This window comes from Aetokthonos hydrillicola CCALA 1050 (assembly GCF_017591665.1).
Taxonomy (GTDB): domain Bacteria; phylum Cyanobacteriota; class Cyanobacteriia; order Cyanobacteriales; family Nostocaceae; genus Aetokthonos; species Aetokthonos hydrillicola.
The window spans coordinates 1-23,127 of record NZ_JAAKGC010000020.1 but is presented as its reverse complement, the minus strand read 5'-3'; the positions used below and the strand labels follow the sequence as shown (position 1 = coordinate 23,127).

Sequence of the window (23,127 nt, the reverse complement as noted above, 5' to 3'; positions counted from 1 at the left end):
TACTGAAGAGGGAACTCTTAACAGGGAACGGGGAACAGTGAAGAAAGGAAAAAGGGAAAAAGGGAAAAGAAAGCATTACTCTAGCTTCTTAATAAGAGCAATAATCATTCGGCTTTCTTCTCGCAGTAAAGAAAGAATCGGTTCTATATCTTCTTGTTTAGACAGTCCTACGCGCTGAGATAGAATAACGTGTGTTTCTAACTCATTGACCGAACCTTGAGCAATCCACCAGAAATCTGATGTACTCAGCTGTCGATCTTCTTCCGTATCCCTCGGCTATGTTAGCTGGAATAGAAACTGCTGATTTTCTAATTTGTTGTATCATGCCATATAACTCGTCTTTGGGAAAGACTTTAGTTAAAAAATAGCACTTTTCGGCTATATCCATACCTTTTTGCCAAATTTTTAAGTCTTTAAAATCATGAATTTCTGACATTTAAAATCCTTGAACATCTGAAAACTAATTAATTTTTAATAATTATTGAACTGCCAAGCTAATAAGCATCGAACTCGAAAGTTATCAAAATTTTTGAATCCATAAGCGCTCCGCTTAATTAGCTTAAGTTTGTTATTAATGCCTTCAACAACTCCATTTGTCGTCTTATTATCAAAGTAAGCAACAATCTCATCCAACCAACGACGTATTGTGTTGTAGCTCCACCAGGTAATGTTTTTTCGCTTTTAATAACCATGTTCCTAGTTTAAATAAGCCATCATACCAATGATTGGTCTTCTCAAAAATCTGTCTAATCTCCTCTTTTAATTCATGCATTATATTCAGATTATGAGAAACTAGTTTGACTTGAATTAATTTATATCTTTGAATTTCATTTAAATCATCTTCGTTCTTAAGTAAAACATATTTACTTTTAGTGATTCCTTGTAAATAGTTTTCTCCATCTGCTTTATCTTGGGGCAATTTAGCTTTTTTAATGACTTCTTCTATCTGGGATTTTTCTCTCTTTCTTTGTGTATCTAGCTCCTTGTTTATCTGTTTCATCACGTGAAATCTATCTGCCACTAGTTGCGCGTGAGGCATTAATTCTTTCACTAAGCTTCTGTATCCTTGCCATAAGTCTATACTCACTTCTTCTATTTTACCTAAAATCTCATTCCCCCACTCAAGTAAAGTTTTTTTCACAACTTCTTGCGTCCGTCCATAGCTCATTGCAATCAGTTTAGAGGTATCCAAATCTATGAAAACTGTACAGTAATTTCCATGACCTTTAATCAGAGCTATTTCGTCAATCCCAAGTCTTTTTAACCCTAAAGGTTTTGATGCATATAGTTCATTAGAGGCATCTTTTAACATTCTTTCTATTTCTTCTGTCGTCACAATTCCTTTAGATGCGATACTGTGTATATCGTTTTCTAAAACGTCTTGTATTATTTTTTTGGCTAATCTTTTTGTATAAGTTCTTTTCCAACTTACAAAATTTAGTTCCTCACTAAAAGGTTTTTTACATATATCACATTTAAATTGTCTTCTATTTATTTCTAAAAAGACTGGTTTTTCTCCAAAAGGCAAGTCTTTGACTATATATCGATGATTTTGATGTAATCTATGACTTTTAGTTCCACAACGTGGGCAAATACTACATGATGAAGTTGATTCAGTCTGTAGTAAGAGTCCAATTCCAGCATGGAGCCGATGCGATATGACTTTTACCCCTTCTATATCCAGAATTTCTGTCAACGCTTTGATACTTTTTTTCCCTATCATGACTGTCATACTTTCAAAAATATTATCAGGTAAGGCCAACAGAAAACTTTGTTCCTTTCTTCACTGTTCCCTGTTCCCTGTTAAGAGTTCCCTCTTCAGTACTTGTTATTTTAGCATAACAAGTACTGGAGAGCCAATAATGTTAAAATTAGAATATACAGTAGAATGAAAATATATACATATAAAATAAACAAGTATGATCAGTGTTAGTCCTTCAAATCTTACTTATAATGTGCTGATTGAACATGAACCAGATGGTAGGTTTAGTGCATTAGCGCTAGGCTTATCCGATTGCAAAAGTTTAGGTAATACTGAAAAAGAAGCTTTGGAGAACTTACAAGAGGTTTTGCAAAAACGGTTACAAAATTCAAAAATAGTTACTTTAGAAATAAATTCTCCCCAAGCAAATAATCCTTGGACGAAGATAGCTGGTATGTATAAGGATAATCCACTTTTTGATGAGGTATTGGCTGATATAGAAACAGAACGTTGTAAACTGGACGCAGAAATCGACGAATATTATAGACAAATGGATTCACAGGACGGGGTAAAGTGACTGTTGTTTGGGTGCTGGATACGGATCATTTATCACTCTTTCAAAGAGAACATCCAACTGTTAAGCAGCGCATCAATCAAATTAATTTTACTAGTACAGCCATAACAATTGTAACATTGGAAGAACAAATGAAAGGATGGCTGAATGTTATTAATAAGTATAACGATCAACCTTCGCAATCTAAAAAACTGATACTGGCTTACAAAGGATTAAGAGATGGAGTAGAATACCTCAACCAGATCAAATTACTTGACTTTGACCAATCTGCCTATAACTGTTATCAAGAATTAGTTCGCCAGAGAATTCGTATAGGTACGAGAGATTTACGTATTGCAGCAATAACGCTATCCGTAGATGGCATTTTAGTTACACGCAATACCAAAGACTTTGCCAAAGTTCCTAATTTAAAAATAGAAGATTGGACAATATCATGAGCTATCCAGTCTTGGCTTCCGCTGAGACTGGATTAATAGCAATTCCCAACACCCCTTTCTTTGAGAAAAGCATCAAACGTCTCTCTATTTGGAAGGGAAGATTGCGCACCTAGTTTAGTTGCGGCGATCGCGCCTGCTGCTGCACCCCAAACAACCGCCTCTCGTAAAGAAAGTCCTTCAAAAAGTGCTGCTGCTAAACCGCCATTAAATGCATCTCCAGCCGCCACCGTATCAACTGCATGAACTGGAAAAGCTGGGATAAAAAAGCTTTCATTTGCATTTACACAAACAACACCCTTCGCACCCAACTTAACGATCGCACACCTCACACCTCTTTCAAGTAACACTGCTGCTGCTTTGAACCCTTCCGACTCTCCATTAACAGCAAAACCTACCAATTGCGATGCTTCCACTTCATTTGGCGTGATGATATCTATCAATGGATAAAGTTCAGCAGGAATATTTATTTGTGCTGGCGCTGGATCAACAATAACAGTGACTCCTGCTTGTCTCGCTGCTTGAGCGGCTGCAACAATGCTAAACATAGGGATTTCAAATTGTAATAGCAATGTTGTAGCTGTTGGTAATAGAGGTAATAACCGTTCTATATCTTCTTGATTTACGCGCCCGTTTGCACCAGGAATGACGATAATTTGATTGTTACCTGCGTCATCTACCGTAATGGTGGCAATCCCAGAACTAACTGTTTTATCTATAAAAATATTATCAGTTTGTACACCAGTAGCTTTTAAATTATCGAGAAGTACTGTGCCAAAGCTATCACCACCAACACGCCCCACCATCCGAGTAGAAATTCCAAGTTGCGCTAGTGCTACTGCTTGATTGGCTCCTTTACCACCTGGTACAGTAATAAAATCATATCCAAGTAGCGTTTCTCCCAGAACTGGTAACCGGGGTACTTTTGCTACCAAATCCATATTAATACTGCCGAAGACAATAATAGACATATAGGCTTTTGGTATTTCAGCTGAGGTGGAGCTATCTTATATAAGACAAAAACTTAAAATTATTGTAGTGCGGGCATCTTGCCCGCGTTTTATATAGAAATTTATCCGTTAGAATCGTTCAACTGTGCTTCAGAAACCCAAGCACCGTGAAACCCGTAAGGCACTCTTTGGGGAATTAACACCCGCGCCACAGGCTGCGCTGCCATATCCTGAGCATTAACAACCACTAGCTCAGAATTCTCATTGTTCGTATCGTAAACAAAGCTGATCAACCAACCTTCATCTTCATCTCCCTTACCGGAAGCATTAGGAACAAACACGGCTTCTCCACCATATCGCCCCTGCCCAAATTCATGAGTTTCTGATTTACCACTTTCGAGGTCGTACTTAATTAAACCATCAAATAGAGGCAAGGAACCCTTCTTCATCCTACCTGTGTAACCATATCGTGTCTTTCGTCCCAAAAAGTTTTCATTTACACGTGGAAATTCGCAAGGCACATCATCTAACATCTTCTCAAGAACCTCTCCCGTACTGAGGTTAAACCGCCATTGATAAAGGCGAGGTATATCAGCATCTGGATCGGGTTGGGAATCTTGAGGTATTAAGACAGTCGTAGAACTCATGCGACAGCCAATTAATACTATCTCGTCTTTTTCCTGATAGGCGTTAAGGGTATGAAAGACATAACAAGAAGGACTTTCAAACCAGCGAATATTGCTGTTGTCGCCAAAACGTGGGAGAATACCGAAGCGACTGGGGCGATCGCGCTCAAACATCGTGGCTGGTTCTCCCCTCTGCATTCGTTCTGGACTGAAAGTAAAAGGCAAATCCATAAAAATGGTATAATTTTCCGTGATGGCAAAATCGTGCATCATCACCCCCATAGGTAAATCAATTGGTACTGTCCGTAATAATTCACCCGTTGGGGAAACCAAACTATACTGCAAGTACGGTGGGGAGAAGGAATAACCAAAGAACATCATCTCGCCTGTAACTGGATCTACTTTAGGATGAGCAGTGAAAGCAGAAGCAAGTTTGTTGTTGTAAGTATACTCACCAATAGTATTTAAATCAGGAACCTCGATGGAATGAGGCGCGCCTCCTTCCCATAATGCCAATAATTGACCAGCATGCCATACAATAGCTGTGTTAGCAGTATTTTTTCCAGGACCGTAAGGATTATCCTGCTGTGGGGGTTCTAAAAATCCACTCCAAACAGCCTTACCTGCTTGATTCTCTATTTCCCATCCTCTTGTTCGTACATAGCGATTGCGATAAGTTGCAACACCGTTGCTAATTCGCACCCCGTGCAGCATTCCATCACCATCAAACCAATGATACATCCCAATGGGTGTCCATTGAGGGTTTGGTCCATTGCGCACAAACATTCCAGATAAATCTGGAGGTAATTCACCTATAACTTTTAGGTTATCGGTAGTAATTTCTTTGCTTACTGGGGCAAAGTTGCCATTAAGATAAGGATTATTTGCTACTGTTGTTTCCATTATATGTATTTACAGCCAAAGTAAGTATCACTATATTCCCAACGAACGTTGATTTAATCTATATGGGGATAGGTAAACACTTCGTCCTTATTATAGTTGGCAACACCGGATATAGACTACTTGATCAATTTTACAACATTGCTCTTCTGACTGATTTCATCTCGATAAAAAAATCCCATAATTGTTCAATTCCTAAAACTTAACTTTTGTCATGATTCCTGTTATCACTACTATTCCGCTTCGTCAAATGGCTTCAGGCGATCACCTTTCTCTCCAAGTTTACAAATTTATTGGTGCTTCCCCTGGTAAAAAAGTTTATATTCAATCAAATCTACATGGAGCAGAAATTGCAGGCAATGCAGTTATTCATCAACTTATCGACTTTCTTCTAACAGTCGATTCTGTAAATCTAATAGGAGAAATTTGGCTGGTTCCTGTTTGTAACCCAATGGGAACTAATCAACGTTCTCACATTTTTTCCTCGGGGAGATACTGTGTTTATGAAGCCAAAGATTGGAACCGCATCTTTTGGGACTATGAAAAAGAGACTAATGATTTATTGGCTTTTGCAGAATCTCAAATTAATTTAAACTTAGATATAGTACGAGAAAATTATCTTAACGAAATTAAAGAAAAATTTAACAAAATTTTAGATAAGATAAATTCTCCAAGTAGTGTGCCCTTTACTCAGAAATTTCGTTATCAATTGCAATCCTTAAGTTTAGATGCAGACTACTTGATTGATTTACACACTTCTACAAATCAAGCTATCAACTACCTTTTTTACTTCCGAAACCGGGAAGATAGCGCTAAATACTTCCTTCTCACGGGATTTTACTTGATGTCTATGATGGGGATGCGTTTGATGAAGCGTTTATTAAACCTTGGTTAGCGTTAGAAAATTGTTTTAAAGAGCTTGGTAGAGAAATCAGATTTGATGTGGAAGCTTGGACACTAGAACTTGGTGCAGGAATGCAAATCAATTCAGATTCAGTTGCCAAAGGTGTTCAAGGGATAAAAAATTATTTGGCGTACAAAGAAATTCTGTATATATCTGGCTTACCTATTGACAAACCTGCATCCCAAGAAATAACTTTTAGTACTAGAAGTAAAATTACAAAATACTATGCTCCATCTGGTGGCATGATTCAATCAAGAGTTGAATTGGGAAGTTCAGTGAAAGCTGGAGAAAGACTCTATCAAATTCTGATTTTTAATAAGGAGGGTAAGCTACTTACTATACTAGATGTTCTTGCACAAGACAACGGATTAGTTTACGATATCTCAAGTAATCAAGCAGTGAATGAAGGTGAGTTTGTCTTAGGAATTATCTAGTACAACAAGAGAAAAATAAAGAGTAGAAGTAAATTTTATACCGCAAGCTTTTAGATGGTAACTTGACTTACTAGGCCCCTGTACTAGCGTCATAATATCAGGTTATGAAAGAAATGTTGTTGCTCATACTTAGTTCAATTGAAACATAATCTAGTGTGTTACAAAATACAAGTAGACTGGTTTTTATAGTGTATAAAATTTCGATATTTGCTATGAGAGACATATGTGAAGGAGTAGCTTAAACTAAAACAAAGGCAATTTTTGGAAAAACCAGGGTGATTTTATGTTTGTTTTGTTTTCGACAAAAAACGAACTAATACCAAATGCCAAATAGGACGATGGAGCCACAAGTGACTGGTAATCAAAATAACAATTTTTCCATTTCAGAAGATCTAATAATTCCACAGGCTCCTCCGGGATTTAAGTCAGGTTTTATAGGAATTATAGGTCGTCCTAACGTCGGTAAATCTACCTTAATGAATCAATTAGTAGGACAAAAAATAGCAATCACATCGCCAGTAGCGCAAACTACACGTAATAGATTACGAGGAATTTTAACTACGCCAGAAGCACAGCTAATTTTCGTGGATACCCCAGGTATTCATAAACCTCATCATCAATTGGGGGAAGTGCTTGTGCAAAATGCAAAAATAGCTATTGAATCAGTGGATGTGGTGCTGTTTGTCGTCGATGGAACTACCCCGTGTGGTACAGGCGATCGCTATATTGCGGATTTGTTAACTAGAGATGTTACAGACAACCCCGAAGCAAACCCAACAAAAGTCATCTTGGGTTTGAACAAAATCGACCAACAGCCATCAGACAGTGAGGTGGTAGATAATAGCTATATGCATTTGGCGGAACTGCATAAATGGCAAACAGTGAAATTTTCTGCAAAAACTAATGCAGGATTGGAACAATTGCAAGAGTTATTGATTGATCAACTTGATACAGGACCGTTATACTATCCACCGGACTTAGTAACTGACCAGCCAGAACGCTTTATCATGGGGGAGTTAATTCGAGAACAGATTTTGCTGTTAACTCGTGAGGAAGTTCCCCATTCAGTAGCGATCGCCATTGATCAAGTGGAAGAAACACCCACCATTACCCGTGTACTCGCCACGATTCATGTAGAACGCGATTCCCAAAAAGGGATTTTGATTGGTAAAGCCGGAGCAATGCTAAAAGCAATTGGTAGCTCAGCTCGCGAACAAATCCAAAAATTAATCGCAGGCAAAGTATACCTAGAATTGTTCGTCAAAGTCCAACCCAAATGGCGTCAATCTAGAGTGCATTTAGCAGAGTTAGGTTATCGGGTGGAAGAATAAAAGGGGGCATGGGGCATGGGGCATTGGGCATTGGGCATTGGGCATTGGGCATGGGGCATTGGGCATTGGGCATTGGGCATTGGGCATTGGGGAAAATATGTGTCTCTCAATTAGTGTGAAATGGTATAAGTAGCGATCATAAACTGCTAACACCGCAACCCATGAACCTCTTTCTCTCCTAATTCCATATGCCCCATGCGCATTGCCCCATGCCCCGTGCCCCATGCGCATTGCCCCATGCCCCGTGCCCCATGCGCATTGCCCCTTACCCCTCTTCCTTATAATGTCTCCAGATACATTGTTAAATTTACCGGCTAATATCTCTCGTCTACGGGTTTTAATTGTAGAAGATGACCCGATGATGCAATTAGGACTAGAACAATCGTTGATGGCTCACCCTCAGTTAGAAATTGTGGGACAAGCTGAAGACGGTTATTTGGGTGTTCAAGCAGCACTGAAACTCAAACCAGATATAGTGGTAATGGATATTGGATTACCGCGATTAGATGGGATCGCTGCAACACAGCAAATTAAAACAGCACTCCCAGATACTCACGTGGTGATGCTAACGTCTCATAAAACAGATACAGAAATTTTTGCGGCGCTGTCAAGCGGTGCAGATGCGTTTTGTATTAAAGGTGCGAGTATCGAGAGGTTATTAAATGCTATTTCAGCAGCAGTTGAAGGTGCAACTTACCTTGACCCTCAAATAGCTAGACGAGTTATCGACAATCTTAAACCACCATCTCCCACCAAAAATGAAAACGCAGCAAACTTATCTAGTCGCGAGTTAGAGGTGTTGAAGCTGATGGTAGAAGGGTTCAGTAACCCAGAGATTGCACAGAAACTCTATCTCAGCCCCAACACTATAAAAACTCATGTTCGAGGGATTATGAATAAACTATCCGTTGACGATCGCGTCCAAGCAGCCGTGGTAGCATTACGTTCTGGTTTGGTGTGATTCAGTTATTTTTTGTTAAAAATCCTAACCCCCAGCGATCACACCAAGGATTGATGAGAGACTTCGCTTTATATTGAGACAATCGCACTATAAAGCGTGATATGGCAGAGGAAATTATGATTAAATCTTGGATGGTGATTGGGGGTCTAGCTATATTAGTTGCATTAGGTGCAAATATAATAACTCCAGATGATCGCAAATGGTTCAAGCGGTTACAAAGACCTAGTTGGTTGACTATTGAAGCTGCAATTCCTATTATCTGGACTGTAATCTTTATTTGCGGCGCTTGGTCAGCTTATAATGTCTGGGAAAAGAATCCAGGAACTACAACAACTTGGGCTCTCATGGGCTTGTACCTTTTGCTAGAAATTGTGACTATTGCTTATACTCCTGTCATGTTCCGACTTCGTAGCTTGAGAGTGGGTACAATTATTGGTGGTACTGGTTTCTTTGTATGTCTGATATTAGCGATCGCAGTTTTACGAATTTCCAGTACAGCTGTATTGTTACTCATCCCTTACTTGCTTTGGAGTCCAATTGGCACTTACACTACTTGGGCAATGGAGCGTCTTAATCCTCAAGATGCTTGAACACCAAGACAGTTTAAGCAATCACCAATTGAGTCAAATGCTTGAGGATACGCGCTGTCACTCTACAATAGCAATTGACTTAACACTGAGAGTTAGTTTTTAGTAGCACTAGCTGACCGTTTTTTGTCAACTTCAGTTTTTGACCACGCCATTTAATGGAATTACCCATAAAACTATAGCACCACAGGGCAAAGCTCATTAAGTCACGCACAGGGATAAGCCATAGAAACTTTTTTGTTGCTGGATCTTGAAGGCTCCAAACTCCAATAACCCATGCCATTAGCAACCTTGTACTCCAAGTAAACGCCAACCCAACCCAGCCTAACCAAGAGCCTCCTGTTGCAATCACAAATAACAAACTGGCGACAGTTCCGTGAGTAAAGATCAGTCCTATATAGCCCAAAGGACGAGAAACTCGCGAACCACGTGCCCAGCGAATTTGGCGTTGGATGGAATCCGATAATGTGCTGGTTGTGAGGACATGCTCAACCACATAGTCTGAAAGTACGACTTTATAGCCGCATAAAGTTGATAGGTAGCCCAGTTGGAAGTCATCTTCAAGATAATTAGCAATCGCTTTAAATCCTCCAATTACCTCCAGCACCTGTTTACGGATCACAATGGTTGAACCAAGGGCAAACTTTATCCCCTCAAGATGTCTGCCGACTAGAACTCCTGCATGGAATTCGGTGGCACTTCCGAGAGCTTCCAAAGTTGCCGCATACCCTCGTGCTCGAGAACGATACGGACAAGTAACAACACCAACACTTGAGTCTTGTAGTGGTTGAATGATTCGCCGTAGATAATCTCTCCCAACTCGGATGTCACTATCAGCAATCACTAGAATTTCGTGCTTAGCAAGATCTCTTGCATTTGACAAATTGCTCACTTTCAGGTTGGTACCGATTGTGTCAGAACTTATTACCAGCTGAATATCTAAAGAAGGGAAGTCATGGATAATTTTCCGCACGACTTCTATACCAAGGTCTTGTGTGTCGCGCACGGCAAATATAATCTGGTATTCTGGATAGTCTTGCTGACAAAAAGAGGCAAGATTTTCATAAGCTTCACCGTCGAGTCCACATATTGGTTTCAAGATGCTTACCCCCGGCTGTATCTCTTGAGCAATGTGATGGGAACGACGAAAAAAAGTGATTGCTGCATAGATTGCATAGCAGTAAAACCAGCAAGCTGATAAGCAGAGGCTCAACAATAGAAAATTAATCATAGTCAAGCTAAAACCGCTTAAAGAAACCAATCTTGAACTGTCCATTATGTGAAATTTCGTGACTCGGAGCAAAGTATTACTATATTGAAGCAACGAAACAATTTATCTATAGCCTGCGATAAAGTACTGACTATGGAGTAAGGTAGATCCAGTGTGCCACTCGTTCTAGAGTAAATTAATACCTCTAGATGAGAATGTCAAGTTAGAAACTTGAAAATCTCATAACTAATTGATGGATGTAGGTGAATAACCCCAGCCGTCAAGGACAACGTGACTCCAAATCTTACCACGTAGCGGTTAATCACGCATTACGAATCTCTTTTCTCTTTGCACAAACTTCTTTGATTGTGGTGACACTAGTGCGTCAAGCAAGTCTCTACGGGGCTAGCTTACTTACGCAAATCTCCTGAAAAAGCGTCCTACTCGCTACATGAGAAAATTATTTTGTTTAAACTTTGATAAACCAACGTTGCCAATACATTACATAAGCAACCGCTAACCAAAATAGCAACGTGGCGATCGCCAACAATAGTGAACCGTTAAACGCACCTGCCCAAGAGGCAAAAAGGTTCTGGTAAATCCAATCATAAACGCTAGGAGCCTTTTCCCCAGCGCCAACATTTGTTTTTACTACGATTTTTATAAGCAGCACAGAAGCAACGAAAACGAAAATAGCATTTAACCCCATCACTTTAAAAGGTTTCCCCCATCGCCTTAGTGCCCGCACTTCAATAAGTTCGTAACAAGCAGCAAGTAACAACAATGCCCAACCTGTAGTAAATACAACAAACGAACTTGTCCACATTTTCTTACTGAGAGGAAAGGCTAGATCCCAAAACCAACCACTTAGCACACAACCAATACCGAATAACGCTAACCCTAAACTTGTACGCGATTTTACTCCTTGATTACGTATCCATTCCCCACTAAAGTAGCCAGCAAGGACACTTACCACGGCAGGAATAGTGCTGAAAAGTCCTTCTGGATCTCCTAAATTGTTGAAACCATCACCTTTATACAAATGTGCTTTAGGAATAATCAACCGATCTATATAAGCACCAAAATTTCCTTCTCTGGTTAATACACCAGCACCGTATCCAGGAACTGGGACATACATCATCGCCAACCAGTAACCAATGAGTAATACTCCAGCCATTATCCACCGTCCCTTACGCGGAACGTTAAGAACTACAACAGAAGCAAGTAAATAACTAAGGCTGATACGCTGTAAAACTCCCATGATGCGGATGCTACTCAAATCAAAAGTCCAAACACCTTTATTCCAAAAACCGTTAAGTAGCAACCCCAGAGCAAATAAAATTACAGCGCGTCGGATAATACGCTGATACACGGAGAACCTGGGTTTATTGCTGTCGGTGTACTTGGACAGGGAGAAAGTCATTGCTACACCAACAATAAAGAGAAAAAAGGGAAATACTAAGTCGGTTGGTGTGCAACCGTGCCAATCGGCGTGGAGTAGTGGAGGATAAACATTAGGTTCAGCAATGCTTGCCATGTTGGCAAGGATCATACCAGCGATCGCAATACCACGGAAAACATCAAGTGAACTGAGGCGGCTCATAGGCGGACAATAATACTCTTACTTTTTGATTGACTTTTTATCTCTCATTTGGAATAAATCTTATCTCTCAATGGTAATAAAAGAAATATTCTACGTCAAAAAGTTTTAGTCCCTCTCTCGTCGACAAGGGAAGAGGTTTTAAACCAATAATCATTCTGACTCCTGAATTCTGAATCCTGACTACTTTATAAAAAATACATCCAAGTACAAATCCTCTAATTTAAATTATTCGGTTTTCTCTATTCCCTGTTGCTTCTTGCTGTCTATCTCGTGATAGATTCTAGTCTTATAAATGATAAATGTGCTTGATTAAAAAGCATAAAAACCCTTGTTGTAAAATATCTTTTGCCTTAGATTCTATTTTCAATCCAAAAAGATATTAAGTTTTGTTTTGGGTATTTAATAACAATTCGGTTATTTCTTTGGGAAGACGACTTAGACAAAGTTCTTATTTACCTTAGATAAAGGTAAAACTTTTGAGGATATAGAAATGATTCATCAGTTTCGCAAAATTTTAACAACTTTTGTTTTAATTCTAGTTTTAACTATAACTACTGCTTGTAGTGGAGCAGTTCAAGCTAAACAACCAAATACTTATGTACCAGGAGTTAGTAGTAGAGGAGAATATGCTCTACTGGAACGTGGTAACACACAAGTCGGACAGGATTTTGGTAATTGGGTGGTACAAACAGCTCAAGGGTTAATAAATGACGCTTATGTCCGTGACAACAATAAGCTAGGTGTTGTGATTACACCCCAAGTCCGCCCCAACGAAGTCCAACCCCTAGCACGATCTTTAGTTCAAGGGTTCCATCACAATTTTCCAAACCAAGACTTAACTGTTTTGATATATGGTCCTGATAAACAGCTGATTGTGACAGCTCAGTATGACACTCAGTCAAACCAAGTTAAGTACCAATGAAGAAGAATACAGGAATCAGGATACAGGAGTCAGAATCAATTTAGCCCTTGGGCTTAAACCCACTTATCAATCCATAAGTTTCGCAGCATGAATGCTGAATTCTGACTTCCGGCTTCTGAATTCTTTGAAAATAATCTAGCTAAGTTTTTCAAAAAAACGACGACCTTTGATTTAAAACAAGGAGAAAACAGTAATGACTAGCAGCAATGAATATAAGCGTCAAATCATGAAGGATTTGAGCCACGGTAATACCGAATCTCTTAATGATGCGTCTTCTGATCCTACAAAAGATTACCAAAACTTTGACGATTTTGCTCAACGCTCGTCACACGAAGAACGTCGTCAACTATTTCGTCAGTCTTTAAATCACGACAGCATTCCACCTAGCCAACTGGAGCCAGAACTTCAAAAGGCGATCGCACAAATTAAGCCAAACGAACGCGATGATGTTGCCCGTTCTTTCTTCAAGCACTTAAAGCAAAGAGGTTTGGATGATCGTCATCTAGAGCAACAGTTAGGTCTTTCTACCCACCACCCCAATCGCATCAATGCTGATGATCTTACCAAACTTGCATCTTTTACTTATCACAACCACCCCGACATCTTCCAAGAAGTAATGGCAGAGCAACCAGCTATTCTCAAGTTTCTGGGTAACCCCATGATAGGCGCAGCATTGGGAGCGATCGCGTCTAAATGGTTGGGTGGTCACAAATAATCAATTACAGCACAGTATAGCTTAGACCATTTTCCGAAACCTTATTAAGACGCGCTCAATCGCGTCTTTAAGGTCGAACTTTTTTCTCAAAGAATTGGTATTAGCTATAGCACACGCTACATATAGGTTGAGCTACTAGCTCAAAGGAGGAAAAGAAAAATGTTATTAAGTGAATTTGCGTTAGCACCCAAGCTCGTAGCGCAAGCAGTTATTACTCCAGAAGAAGCCTCACTAATATTGTCTGGCCCTAAATTTTTCTTGGCATTGCTTACTGGTGTGGTAATGGCATTCGCCTTCCAATTACTATTGACAAACTTCTTTGTAGCAATAGGAATTTCTTCTTTAGGGAATAACTCAGGTGATGATTCGTCAGACAACTTGGGTAGTACAATTGGCAAAGTTGAAAACACTATCGGCTTTTGGGCAGTTGTTACGGCAACTATTGCACTATTCAGCGCTTGCTTTCTAGCAGTGAAACTTAGCTTAGTCGAAAGTACTTTTTTGGGAGCAATTATTGCTGTAGTTATCTGGTCTATCTACTTCTCCCTCTTAGTGTGGTTTGGTTCGTCAGCCGTAGGTTCTTTAATTGGTTCTGTCGTCAGCACTGCTAATCTTGGCTTACAGGGATTAATGGGTACAGCAACTGCTGCTATGGGTGCTAATGCTGCAAAAACCCAATTAGTTTCTACTGCCGAAGAAATTACCAAGGCAGTCCGTCAAGAACTAACTTCAGGTTTTGATACTGACAGTATCAAAAATACATTACAAAGTTCTTTGTCTTCACTGCAACTACCAAACCTAAATCTGCAAGAAATTCGCACCCAATTTGATAAGCTTTTGAGTAATGTAGATTTGCAATCCATCGGCGATGGCGATTTACTCAAAAACATCAACCGTCAGACATTTGTCGATTTAATTGGCGATCGCACAAACTTCTCTAAAGAAGATATCAATAGCATTGCTGACCAACTTGAAGCTGCTTGGAAACAAGTCGTCAATCGTCAAAATCCGACAGAACAAGTGATAAATTTCCTCTCCGCAGCTTCACCCGAAGAATTGAATTCAGAAGAGTTAGGTGAACGACTTCAAGAATTAGTAACAGTTGGAGGAGGAAGTAACGGTAACGGTAAGCCAAGTAATGGTGTCATACCGAAAGCCATTGGATATGGCATAAGTGCTGTTTTACCAGCGGTTCTAGATAGGGTAGATTTTTCTAAAGTTGATGTAGAAAAAATTACAGATCAACTACCAAAGCTGAAAGAAAAAGTCCAAGATTTGGACGTCGAAAAAATTACCTCCCAGCTCAGACAGCTTAAAGATCAAGCAGCCGCACAAATATCGGAAAAATTGCCATCCGTACCCAATAATCCAATAAAAGCGGATGTCGAAGACTACATAGCTAGTTCTTTCCCTTGGCATTTTAACCGCATTACGATCAAAGATGAATTCAAAGATCTCATCTATGACCCAAATGCAAACCCTGGAACTGTAAGACAGCAATTGGAAGAACTCAACTCTGAGTATATCACCAACTTGCTCACAAAAAGGAATGATCTGAGCGAAGCCAGAATAAAAGAAATTGCGGAACAGATAGAAAGTGTTCGTTCTGAAGTTTTAGAAACTGTCCAGCAAGGGGACGGGAAAGAAGAATCTCAAGGTTTGCGTAGTCGCATCGAAAATTACTTGCGTTCTACAGGAAAAGAAGAACTGAACCCAGAAGGTATCGAACGCGACTTCACCAAGCTTCTAGAAGATCCACAGGATGGGGTTGAACAGTTAAGCGATCGCCTACAGCAATTTGACCGCGATACCTTAGTGCAACTACTACAGCAACGCGAAGACATTAATGAAGAGGAAGCTAATAATATTGTTAGTAAACTCGAAAGTACTCGTGATAATGTCTTAAATCGGGCAAAAGAACTGCAAGAACAAGGAACCGCCAAAGCTAATGAAGTGCGGCAAAAAGTAGAAGAATATCTGCGTAATACCAACAAGGAAGAACTCAATCCTGAAGGTATTAAGCGAGATTTTAGAGTTTTGTTGGAAGATCCACAAGCAGGAGCAAGTCTCCTTCGCAGTCGCTTATCCCAATTTGACCGAGATACTTTAGTACAGCTATTGAGTCAACGAGAAGATTTGAGCGAGGAGCAAGTTAATCAAATCATTGATCAGCTTATCTCTGTTAAGGATAATGTCTTGCAAGCGCCGCAGAAAGTTGCAGACAAGGCAAAACAGCAGTATGAACAGACAACAAGTGCTATTGCTGAATATCTCCGCAATACTAACTTAGAGGAACTCAATCCAGAAGGTATTCAACAAGATTTGACGAAATTGTTGGATAATCCTCAAGAAGGTGCTAATGCTTTGCGCGATCGCCTTTCCCAAGTAGATCGAGAAACCTTAGTAAAACTGCTGAGTCAGCGTGGAGATTTGAGCGAAGAGCAAATAAATCGCTCTATAGACTCTGTGCAAGAAGGTATTAGTAGGATCGTTAAAACACCGCAACGTTTGGCAAAACGCGCTGCTGAGAAAGTTTCAGATTTTCAAGCTAATCTGGAAGACTACTTACGTCACACCAACAAAGAAGAACTTAACCCAGAAGGGATTAAGCGAGATTTGCAATTGTTGTTGTCTTCTCCTAGCGCTGGAATTGGAAGTTTAAGCGATCGCGCCTCTAAATTCGACCGTTCTACACTTGTGGCTTTACTATCCCAACGTGAAGATATTTCAGAGGAAGAAGCCAACCGTATTGTGGATCAAATTGAGTCTGTACGCAATTCTCTTGTTGAGCAATTTCAGCAGATCCAACAAAGGTTACAGTCAGCGATTGATCAGATCTTCGGTTCAATCCGTAACTATCTCAATTCACTGAATCGCCCCGAACTGAACTACGAAAGTATTCAGCAAGACTTTGGGAAGTTGTTTGACGATCCACAACTTGGGTTTGAAGCATTGCGCGATCGCCTATCCAAATTTGATCGTGACACCCTAGTTTCTATTCTTAGCTCTAGCCAGAATATCTCTGAAGCACAAGCTAACAAGATCATCGACCAAATTGAAGCAGCGCGTGATAACGTACTTCACCAAGCTGAACGTATTCAAGAGGAAACACAAAAACGCTTGCAACTTATCACAGACGAAGCCAAAAAGCAAGCCATGGAAACCAAAAAAGCCGTTGCTGGTGCTGCTTGGTGGGTATTCAACACCGCCGTTGTTTCCCTAATCGCTTCAGCTTTTGCTGGTGCTTTAGCAGTAGCTGTTCCTAGCTTGTTTGGTTAACATAGGTGTAGACTTCTCCAAAATTCTAGGATAATTTGACTGACAAGCTTGATTGAGCCTGATTTTTTTACAAAATTAGGCTCAATTTTATTGATAAAAATTTAAGAGCAATTGCAGGCGAGGGGACGTTCTTGTTGTATTGGGTGCGAAGATCTGCCCCGCGCGAAAATTACATATTCATCACCCAAGACGACCTGACCTCAATAACTCTGTTACTTCTTTTAATACTTGAGTAATTTCAGGTTTGTGAGAACTGATGACATTATCTGGTAAATGCTTGTGATGTGGAAAAGTAGAGAGATTAGGAAAGTGAGGTGTACTATCATAACGAAAAATTAGGCGATTTCGTTCGTCTTGAAAATGGTAACGATAATCGAGAAATTCTAACTGATTGTCTGTGATTACTATAGCTTCGTTTATTTCTAACAAGTATTTTTGATGAAAGCGCAATCTAATTCTTAAATTAGCCCGTTGTAAAGTTAAAATTTCTTCTTCATAACGTTCAACATAAACATTTTCACATTGAACAATTGCTTTTTCTACTTGATTAAGGTAATCAGACAGAATGTTAGGCAGCATAGTTCAATCTGAGTTCTATTTCTTGACGTAAGGCAAGGTAATGACGGTAATCATTTGCCCATTCTATAAATAGGACATCATCTGGTAACAGTCCCTGATTATATTGGTGAAAAAAATCTTCGGAGTCCATTTTTTGCTGGTTCTCATACACACTGAGTCGCTTGGCAATCGCAACTAAAGCATCTATCGGTGATGTATATTGAATAGTCTGTTTGCGCATTTTATTTTAACTCCAAAATAATGATATTTTAATTATAAGCGATGATAAATTCGCGGGGTAGTCCACAGTACTGACGACCTTTGGACACAAAATTGTTGGGACGAAGAAAGCACTGAGGATAATGATTAAAAGTTTGATTAATGAATGAGCTGAATAGCGATTTGCCGTAGGCGGCAAATCGCTATCGCACAGAATGTGGAGGGTAATCGGTGTAGTTCTTCACCTTGCAGCACAACTCGTTGGAGTACTAGGAGCGTTAGACACAGAAGAGATAAGTGTCACTTCACCTTTTCCATTGAACACCCAGCCAGTAGCAGGCAAAATTTCTATGGGTTTGGGTTTGATTTTAGCAGCGTGTTTGCTGGGCTGATTTTGGTGTGCTGTGGTTAGTGGGAGGCGAGTGTCTGACCAAATGGCAGAGCTGGTGAGTGGTTCGTAAGGACTGGGGGGTAAGCCGCCGCGTCCCGTGATAGTGAAGCTGTTACCACCATTCGTTTCATTAAAGGCAGTGCAGCTAGAGGAAACCAGCTTGGGAGGATTTTCAGTGATTGTGGGGAGGGTGATTAAGCCACGAGCCGGGTCTATATCAGGTGTAGTAATATTGACTTGACCACTCAAAGTAGGATTCGTCAGAGAAATAGCTGTAATATCATTCGTTAGTAGCTTTTGGGGATCTAATTTACTTGGGTCATTAGTTCCTAGTGAATTCTCTAAGTCTTGTAAACTACGTTGGTTAAAGTCATAAATACCAAGGGCGTTGATTTTAACTGCACCACCAGAACCATTGAATGCATTAGCAGTGATATCATTATTTTCACTCCTTGTTGCAATAACGAAGCCGTTAGGAGCATTAATTGTAATATTACCACCATTGCCTCCTGCTCCTCTTGTGCCTGCGGTCGTAGAGATTCGGCTATCATTACGTAGCAGTAAGTAATCGGATATGTTCAAAATAATGTTACCACCATCACCGGAAGCAGTTGCAGCATTTATTTGACCGTCATTGAGAAGTAAGTTACTTGCATTGATAGTGATAGTACCACCTTTGCCTGGACTATTAACCGTAACCCCGTTCCCCTTTCCCACAATAGTTAGAAGTGAGACAGCAGATTCTATTACCCCACCATTTTTAACACTTAATTGGGGTGTTTCAATTGTTATACTGCCACCGTTCCCAATACCGCTGTTAGCAACTCCACCAGATATTATAGTCAGGTGCGGTGAGTTACTACCTGTTACTTCTACCGAGTCACTAGCTTGGATCAGCAATCTTCCAGCATTACCTTCTCCTTGAGTATACGCAGCAACCTGTCCACCATTTCGGAGACTTAACGTTCTTGTTTCAATTGTTAAATCTCCACCATTTCCTTTAGGTGGATTAACTGTGTGGGGGTCACGAGCAACAGTAGCAAAAATACCTGTGAAATAATAAGGTGGTCTTTCAGTATCAAAAACATTAACTTCATCAGCATGGATCAACAGGCTACCTGCATCTCCTTCACCAAAGTTAGCAACTTGCACTTTACTACCATCACTTACACTTAAGCGAGGAGTTTCAATATACATCTTGCCTGCGTTACCTTTCCCGTTCACGTCTACTTGGGCAAATATACCTCCAGGAGCCCCTTGTGCACCACCAGGAATTTCTCCGCTTAATTCTACAGATCTGGAAGCACTGACTTTAAAAGTCCCCGCATTGCCCTCGCCGTATACGTCAGAACCTATTTGTGCATTTTTGAGAATTAGATTTCTAGTGTTAATATTTATATCTCCAGTGTCTCCTTTACCATAGGTTATAGAAGATATACCCCCATTATCCCCAGTATTGTCAACAACAATTTCTCCTGTTTGTACATTGATGTTTCCGCCACGCCCTATAGAACCAGATTTTATATCAGTGAAGATCCCGCTTGGAATTCCAGCAATTGTTACAGCACCTGTAGCTTTAATGTTGACATTGCCAGCATTACCTTGTCCATAGGTACTAGCATCAAGTTGTGCACCACCAGTTAATCCAAAGGAATTAGAAAAAAGAGTAATATTTCCAGCATTGCCCATAGCTCGCTCTTGAACATTGTTGGCAATACGACTTCCTTTGCCATCAATCTTTATATCCCCAGTAGCATTGAGTGTAATATCACCTGCTTTTACCCCAACAGACTCCAAACCTTGCGCAATACCAGCATTGAAGCTACTTCCACCTGTAATATTGAGATCGCTAGCATTAACAGTGATGCTGCCACCATCACCTGCCGAGACATTAATATTAGCTCCATTGGTCAGAGAGACGGCTCCTCTGGTACTTTGCGTTTTTAAGCTTAAGCTTAAATTATTACCATCTACCGCAAGTTCTACTGTTCCTGGAGATGCTAATCCCCCTAATTCAATATGTCCACCATAAGCTCTTAATCTTCCACCATCCATGTTAATGTCACCACCAACCAGCAGCAAGCTGTTGCCATCTGGGACACGTAATCCAGATGAAGAAGCTCCTGTTGGTGCAACACCTGCTGGTGCTGTTGAACTGTTTTGAATGGATGCTCCAGCGGCAATTTGGTTATAAAACAATGCTGTTGGATTAACTGTCAGCAAGGCTGGGTTATTTGGATCACTTGCACGAAAATTTCCTAGATTACCAAATTGAATCGCATTAGCAGTGGTTGCCAAAAATGAACCACCTACATTCAACCTGGCATTACGTCCAAAAACAATACCATTTGGGTTGAGGAAGAATAGATTCGCTGTCCCGTTCGCTTTAATTATTCCATCGATATTAGAAATTGACCCACCCGTTACCCGGCTAAAAATATTTTGTATATCCAAACCATTGTTAAAAGAAGCCATACCCCCAGTTGGTACAGAAAACTGCTGAAAACTATGGAACAAGTTGCGTCCGGCTTGCGTCCCCCCAATAATATTGAAGACATTGCCATTGATTATGACACTGGAATTATTGGGAAGAGTCCTATCAGGTGTAATCTGGGCTGTTGCAGAACTTGCAGAAAATGTACAAGCACTACCAAGAGCAAACCCTAATAACCGATGCCAAACAGCAGCCATCGTTATTCCTTTGTTAAAGATGAGTTACGCAGAACTACTTATCAGTAAACCATTATTTAAGTAACCATAGAGCAACTGGTTTGTAACTAACTCTATTTTCGTAACAAGACTTCATCATTTCAAGGAATCGGGTGATCGCAGAATCGTCTGTCTGTGGTTGTTACGTAAATCTGCTAAATAATAACCTGACTTTCAGCCATTAATACGAAATAGTTCAATGGCAACTTGCTGTGGCGAAATGTCGGACAACGATTTAAGGTCGTTGTCCGAAGTTTTTAACGATGTAGTACGCCGATAAAAAAACCGACTTGGTTTCATAAGCCATCCACCAGCAATACGCTCAAACACGCGGTAGTAGTCAGGGAGGTAAACTGTTGTGTCCATTTGCTATACTTTAATCAAGAATTTTCCCCCAAGGGGTAATCGGTGTAGTTCTTCACCTTGCAGCACAACTCGTTGGAGTACTAGGAGCGTTAGACACAGAAGAGATAAGTGTCACTTCGCCTTTACGATTGAACACCCAGCCAGTAGCAGGAACAATTTCTATAGGTTTGTGCTTGATTTTAGCAGCCTGTTTCTTGGGTTGATTTTGGTGTACTGTGGTTAGTGGTCGGCGAGTGTCTGACCAAATGGCATCGCTGGTAAGGGGTTCGTAAGGACTGGGGGGTAAGCCGCCGCGTCCAGTAATGGTGAAGTTGTTACCACCTGCTGTCTCATTAAAGGCGGTACAACTAGAAGAAACTAATTTAGGCGGATTTTCGGTGACTGTGGACAGGGTGATTAAGCCACGACTGGGGTCAGTATCACGTGTGTTAATTTCGACTGCACCACTGATACCAAATTGAGAACTAGCAGTGATATCACTTTGCGGTGTGAGGCTGGGGCGAAATTGAATGCCAAAGACTCCCTGTGCTGTAATATCAACATTACCACCACGACCGCTAAATGCATTAGCGGTAATGTCGCTGTTTTCGTTTGGGGAAGAGACAACAAAGCCGTTGGGTGCATTGATGGTAATATTGCCACCATTGCCCCCCTGTTGCGCTATACCAGCAGTAGCAGATATTAAGCTGCGATTTCGCAATAAGAGAATATCTCGTGCGTTCAGAGTAATGTTACCACCATCAACACTAGCAGATTCTGCACTGAGGAGACTTTTTGTCAATAAAATATTGTTGGCAGAAATGACAATATTGCCTGCATTCCCCGCACTAGAAGTTCCCGCAAATACTTGAGCGCCATTAGTCACCTCTAATGTTTTCGTGGCAATTTGTATATTCCCACCATTGCCACGAGCATTTGATAAAAAGACCTCACTGAATGCTCCACTAGGAAAATTTCCATCTGCGCTTATACCACTAAACAAAACATGATCGCGTGCATTGATGATGATATTACCCGCATCCCCAATGCCGAGAGTATTGACAATAAAACTGCCACCGTTAACCACTTCTAGGACGTTGGCAGTAATTTGCACATTACCACCTTTCCCCATAGCAGTTCTTCCCACACGGCTCAAGACATCGCTATCAATGATAGAAGCGCGATTTGCTGTAATTATGACATTGCCTGCATTGCCAACTCCAAGGGTAGAGGCACTAAGTTGTGAGAGATTAGCCACTTCCAAGTTGTCGGTCGTAATTTGTAGATTACCACTGTTGCCACGACCGGTAGATTCTACACGGCTAAAAGCTCCACTGCTGTTTACAAAAACTCTTTCTCGTGCTGAAATCGATATACTGCCAGCATCTCCAATACCAAAAGTTGCGCTAACCAGTTGTGCACCATTGCTTAGCTGTAGGCTATTGGTGAAGATTTCTAAGTTACTCCCCTTGCCCATAGCATTTTCTTCAACTTTGGTCACAATTGAACTAGCAAAATCTCCATCCGTACTTCTGCCATTTAATGCGACGCGATCGCGAACTGTAATGAATACGTTTCCGTTAGGGTCGAGGTGTACATTACTGTAGCACCCCTCCCATCCGAAACCGTGCATGTCACTTTCATGTCACACGGCTACTCAGTGTGTTGTCCTTTTGTCATTCCGGACTTCCTGACCTTAAACCCTTTAAAGAATGGAATATCATTAACCCATTCCCAGTCAAGTTTTTCCCAAAATTGAGAAAGTTTTTCTAG

The 23,127-nt window shown here is 40.5% G+C and carries 19 protein-coding genes and 2 pseudogenes; 9 read left to right on the top strand and 12 right to left on the bottom strand.

The annotated features are described in order from the left end of the window. Positions 1-75 precede the first annotated feature (75 nt). The 3 genes and pseudogenes from G4P69_RS40230 to G4P69_RS12525 form a co-directional block, all read right to left on the bottom strand. A complete protein-coding gene (locus tag G4P69_RS40230; protein ID WP_313890545.1) occupies positions 76-186 on the bottom strand; it encodes a four helix bundle protein in 111 nt (36 codons plus the stop codon). Positions 187-202: 16 nt separating this feature from the next. Further along, on the bottom strand, positions 203-436 hold the full coding sequence (locus G4P69_RS39925; protein WP_279605267.1) for a four helix bundle protein: 234 nt from the start codon (positions 434-436) through the stop codon (positions 203-205). 35 nt (positions 437-471) lie between these two features. Further along, positions 472-1,723, bottom strand: a pseudogene (locus G4P69_RS12525) (ISL3 family transposase). Between the two features lie 196 nt (positions 1,724-1,919). Here G4P69_RS12525 and G4P69_RS12520 point away from each other — a divergent pair. Beyond that, the gene (locus tag G4P69_RS12520; protein ID WP_208343625.1) at positions 1,920-2,279 is read left to right on the top strand and encodes a type II toxin-antitoxin system HicB family antitoxin; all 360 of its coding nucleotides are present in this window, start codon (positions 1,920-1,922) and stop codon (positions 2,277-2,279) included. Further along, a complete protein-coding gene (locus G4P69_RS12515) occupies positions 2,276-2,713 on the top strand; it encodes a type II toxin-antitoxin system VapC family toxin (RefSeq protein ID WP_208343623.1) in 438 nt (145 codons plus the stop codon). Before G4P69_RS12520 ends, G4P69_RS12515 begins: the two co-directional genes overlap by 4 nt. A gap of 32 nt (positions 2,714-2,745) precedes the next feature. Here the strand turns inward: G4P69_RS12515 and rbsK are convergent, their stop codons facing one another. Together rbsK and G4P69_RS12505 are read right to left on the bottom strand one after the other, a co-directional pair. Next, positions 2,746-3,681, bottom strand: coding sequence for a ribokinase (gene rbsK / locus G4P69_RS12510; RefSeq protein ID WP_208343621.1), 936 nt, complete (start codon positions 3,679-3,681; stop codon positions 2,746-2,748). A 101-nt stretch (positions 3,682-3,782) separates the two neighbouring features. After that, positions 3,783-5,189 (bottom strand): carotenoid oxygenase family protein, encoded by a 1,407-nt coding sequence (locus G4P69_RS12505; protein ID WP_208343619.1) that lies wholly within the window; start codon positions 5,187-5,189, stop codon positions 3,783-3,785. A 211-nt stretch (positions 5,190-5,400) separates the two neighbouring features. On the opposite strand from G4P69_RS12505, the pseudogene G4P69_RS12500 reads away from it, so the two are divergent. The 4 genes and pseudogenes from G4P69_RS12500 to G4P69_RS12485 all read left to right on the top strand — a co-directional run bounded on the left by G4P69_RS12500 (position 5,401) and on the right by G4P69_RS12485 (position 9,406). Then, positions 5,401-6,524, top strand: a pseudogene (locus tag G4P69_RS12500) (succinylglutamate desuccinylase). 338 nt (positions 6,525-6,862) lie between these two features. After that, positions 6,863-7,855, top strand: coding sequence for a GTPase Era (gene era / locus G4P69_RS12495; RefSeq protein ID WP_208343627.1), 993 nt, complete (start codon positions 6,863-6,865; stop codon positions 7,853-7,855). Positions 7,856-8,138: 283 nt separating this feature from the next. Next, positions 8,139-8,816 (top strand): response regulator, encoded by a 678-nt coding sequence (locus tag G4P69_RS12490; RefSeq protein ID WP_208343617.1) that lies wholly within the window; start codon positions 8,139-8,141, stop codon positions 8,814-8,816. Between the two features lie 116 nt (positions 8,817-8,932). Further along, positions 8,933-9,406 (top strand): TspO/MBR family protein, encoded by a 474-nt coding sequence (locus G4P69_RS12485; RefSeq protein WP_208343615.1) that lies wholly within the window; start codon positions 8,933-8,935, stop codon positions 9,404-9,406. Between the two features lie 79 nt (positions 9,407-9,485). Here the strand turns inward: G4P69_RS12485 and hpnI are convergent, their stop codons facing one another. Further along, entirely contained in the window at positions 9,486-10,634 is a 1,149-nt protein-coding gene (gene hpnI / locus G4P69_RS12480; RefSeq protein ID WP_243902517.1) for a bacteriohopanetetrol glucosamine biosynthesis glycosyltransferase HpnI, read from the bottom strand. Between the two features lie 448 nt (positions 10,635-11,082). After that, positions 11,083-12,216 carry an acyltransferase family protein gene (locus tag G4P69_RS12475; RefSeq protein WP_208343605.1) on the bottom strand — a complete coding sequence of 378 codons (1,134 nt, stop codon included), beginning with the start codon at positions 12,214-12,216 and terminating at the stop codon, positions 11,083-11,085. A gap of 484 nt (positions 12,217-12,700) precedes the next feature. Between G4P69_RS12475 and G4P69_RS12470 the strand changes: the two genes are divergently transcribed. The 3 genes from G4P69_RS12470 to G4P69_RS12460 all read left to right on the top strand — a co-directional run bounded on the left by G4P69_RS12470 (position 12,701) and on the right by G4P69_RS12460 (position 17,132). Continuing rightward, positions 12,701-13,138, top strand: coding sequence for a hypothetical protein (locus G4P69_RS12470; protein ID WP_208343626.1), 438 nt, complete (start codon positions 12,701-12,703; stop codon positions 13,136-13,138). Between the two features lie 193 nt (positions 13,139-13,331). Next, entirely contained in the window at positions 13,332-13,853 is a 522-nt protein-coding gene (locus G4P69_RS12465; RefSeq protein ID WP_208343603.1) for a hypothetical protein, read from the top strand. 159 nt (positions 13,854-14,012) lie between these two features. Then, positions 14,013-17,132 carry a synaptonemal complex protein 1 gene (locus G4P69_RS12460; RefSeq protein ID WP_208343601.1) on the top strand — a complete coding sequence of 1,040 codons (3,120 nt, stop codon included), beginning with the start codon at positions 14,013-14,015 and terminating at the stop codon, positions 17,130-17,132. Between the two features lie 180 nt (positions 17,133-17,312). Here G4P69_RS12460 and tumE read toward each other — a convergent pair whose 3' ends face one another. The 5 genes from tumE to G4P69_RS12435 form a co-directional block, all read right to left on the bottom strand. Next, positions 17,313-17,711 carry a toxin TumE gene (gene tumE, locus G4P69_RS12455; RefSeq protein WP_208343599.1) on the bottom strand — a complete coding sequence of 133 codons (399 nt, stop codon included), beginning with the start codon at positions 17,709-17,711 and terminating at the stop codon, positions 17,313-17,315. Continuing rightward, the gene (tumA, locus tag G4P69_RS12450) at positions 17,701-17,931 is read right to left on the bottom strand and encodes an antitoxin TumA (protein ID WP_208343597.1); all 231 of its coding nucleotides are present in this window, start codon (positions 17,929-17,931) and stop codon (positions 17,701-17,703) included. Before tumA ends, tumE begins: the two co-directional genes overlap by 11 nt. Before the next feature lie 219 nt (positions 17,932-18,150). Beyond that, the gene (locus G4P69_RS12445; RefSeq protein WP_208343595.1) at positions 18,151-20,991 is read right to left on the bottom strand and encodes a two-partner secretion domain-containing protein; all 2,841 of its coding nucleotides are present in this window, start codon (positions 20,989-20,991) and stop codon (positions 18,151-18,153) included. 192 nt (positions 20,992-21,183) lie between these two features. Next, the gene (locus G4P69_RS12440; protein WP_208343594.1) at positions 21,184-21,375 is read right to left on the bottom strand and encodes a hypothetical protein; all 192 of its coding nucleotides are present in this window, start codon (positions 21,373-21,375) and stop codon (positions 21,184-21,186) included. Positions 21,376-21,427: 52 nt separating this feature from the next. Then, the gene (locus G4P69_RS12435; RefSeq protein ID WP_208343593.1) at positions 21,428-22,987 is read right to left on the bottom strand and encodes a beta strand repeat-containing protein; all 1,560 of its coding nucleotides are present in this window, start codon (positions 22,985-22,987) and stop codon (positions 21,428-21,430) included. Positions 22,988-23,127 lie beyond the last annotated feature (140 nt).

What these genes read in the sequence shown, in the direction of transcription:
- G4P69_RS12435 (WP_208343593.1), bottom strand. Translation starts at nt 22,987, where the DNA reads ATGCACGGTTTCGGATGGGAGGGGTGCTACAGTAATGTACACCTCGAC.
- G4P69_RS12505 (WP_208343619.1), bottom strand. Translation starts at nt 5,189, where the DNA reads ATGGAAACAACAGTAGCAAATAATCCTTATCTTAATGGCAACTTTGCC.
- era (WP_208343627.1), top strand. Translation starts at nt 6,863, where the DNA reads ATGGAGCCACAAGTGACTGGTAATCAAAATAACAATTTTTCCATTTCA.
- rbsK (WP_208343621.1), bottom strand. Translation starts at nt 3,681, where the DNA reads ATGTCTATTATTGTCTTCGGCAGTATTAATATGGATTTGGTAGCAAAA.
- G4P69_RS39925 (WP_279605267.1), bottom strand. Translation starts at nt 436, where the DNA reads ATGTCAGAAATTCATGATTTTAAAGACTTAAAAATTTGGCAAAAAGGT.
- G4P69_RS12475 (WP_208343605.1), bottom strand. Translation starts at nt 12,216, where the DNA reads ATGAGCCGCCTCAGTTCACTTGATGTTTTCCGTGGTATTGCGATCGCT.
- G4P69_RS12460 (WP_208343601.1), top strand. Translation starts at nt 14,013, where the DNA reads ATGTTATTAAGTGAATTTGCGTTAGCACCCAAGCTCGTAGCGCAAGCA.
- tumA (WP_208343597.1), bottom strand. Translation starts at nt 17,931, where the DNA reads ATGCGCAAACAGACTATTCAATATACATCACCGATAGATGCTTTAGTT.
- G4P69_RS12485 (WP_208343615.1), top strand. Translation starts at nt 8,933, where the DNA reads ATGATTAAATCTTGGATGGTGATTGGGGGTCTAGCTATATTAGTTGCA.
- G4P69_RS12490 (WP_208343617.1), top strand. Translation starts at nt 8,139, where the DNA reads ATGTCTCCAGATACATTGTTAAATTTACCGGCTAATATCTCTCGTCTA.
- tumE (WP_208343599.1), bottom strand. Translation starts at nt 17,711, where the DNA reads ATGCTGCCTAACATTCTGTCTGATTACCTTAATCAAGTAGAAAAAGCA.
- G4P69_RS12440 (WP_208343594.1), bottom strand. Translation starts at nt 21,375, where the DNA reads ATGGACACAACAGTTTACCTCCCTGACTACTACCGCGTGTTTGAGCGT.
- hpnI (WP_243902517.1), bottom strand. Translation starts at nt 10,634, where the DNA reads ATGATTAATTTTCTATTGTTGAGCCTCTGCTTATCAGCTTGCTGGTTT.
- G4P69_RS12465 (WP_208343603.1), top strand. Translation starts at nt 13,332, where the DNA reads ATGACTAGCAGCAATGAATATAAGCGTCAAATCATGAAGGATTTGAGC.
- G4P69_RS12520 (WP_208343625.1), top strand. Translation starts at nt 1,920, where the DNA reads ATGATCAGTGTTAGTCCTTCAAATCTTACTTATAATGTGCTGATTGAA.
- G4P69_RS12445 (WP_208343595.1), bottom strand. Translation starts at nt 20,991, where the DNA reads ATGGCTGCTGTTTGGCATCGGTTATTAGGGTTTGCTCTTGGTAGTGCT.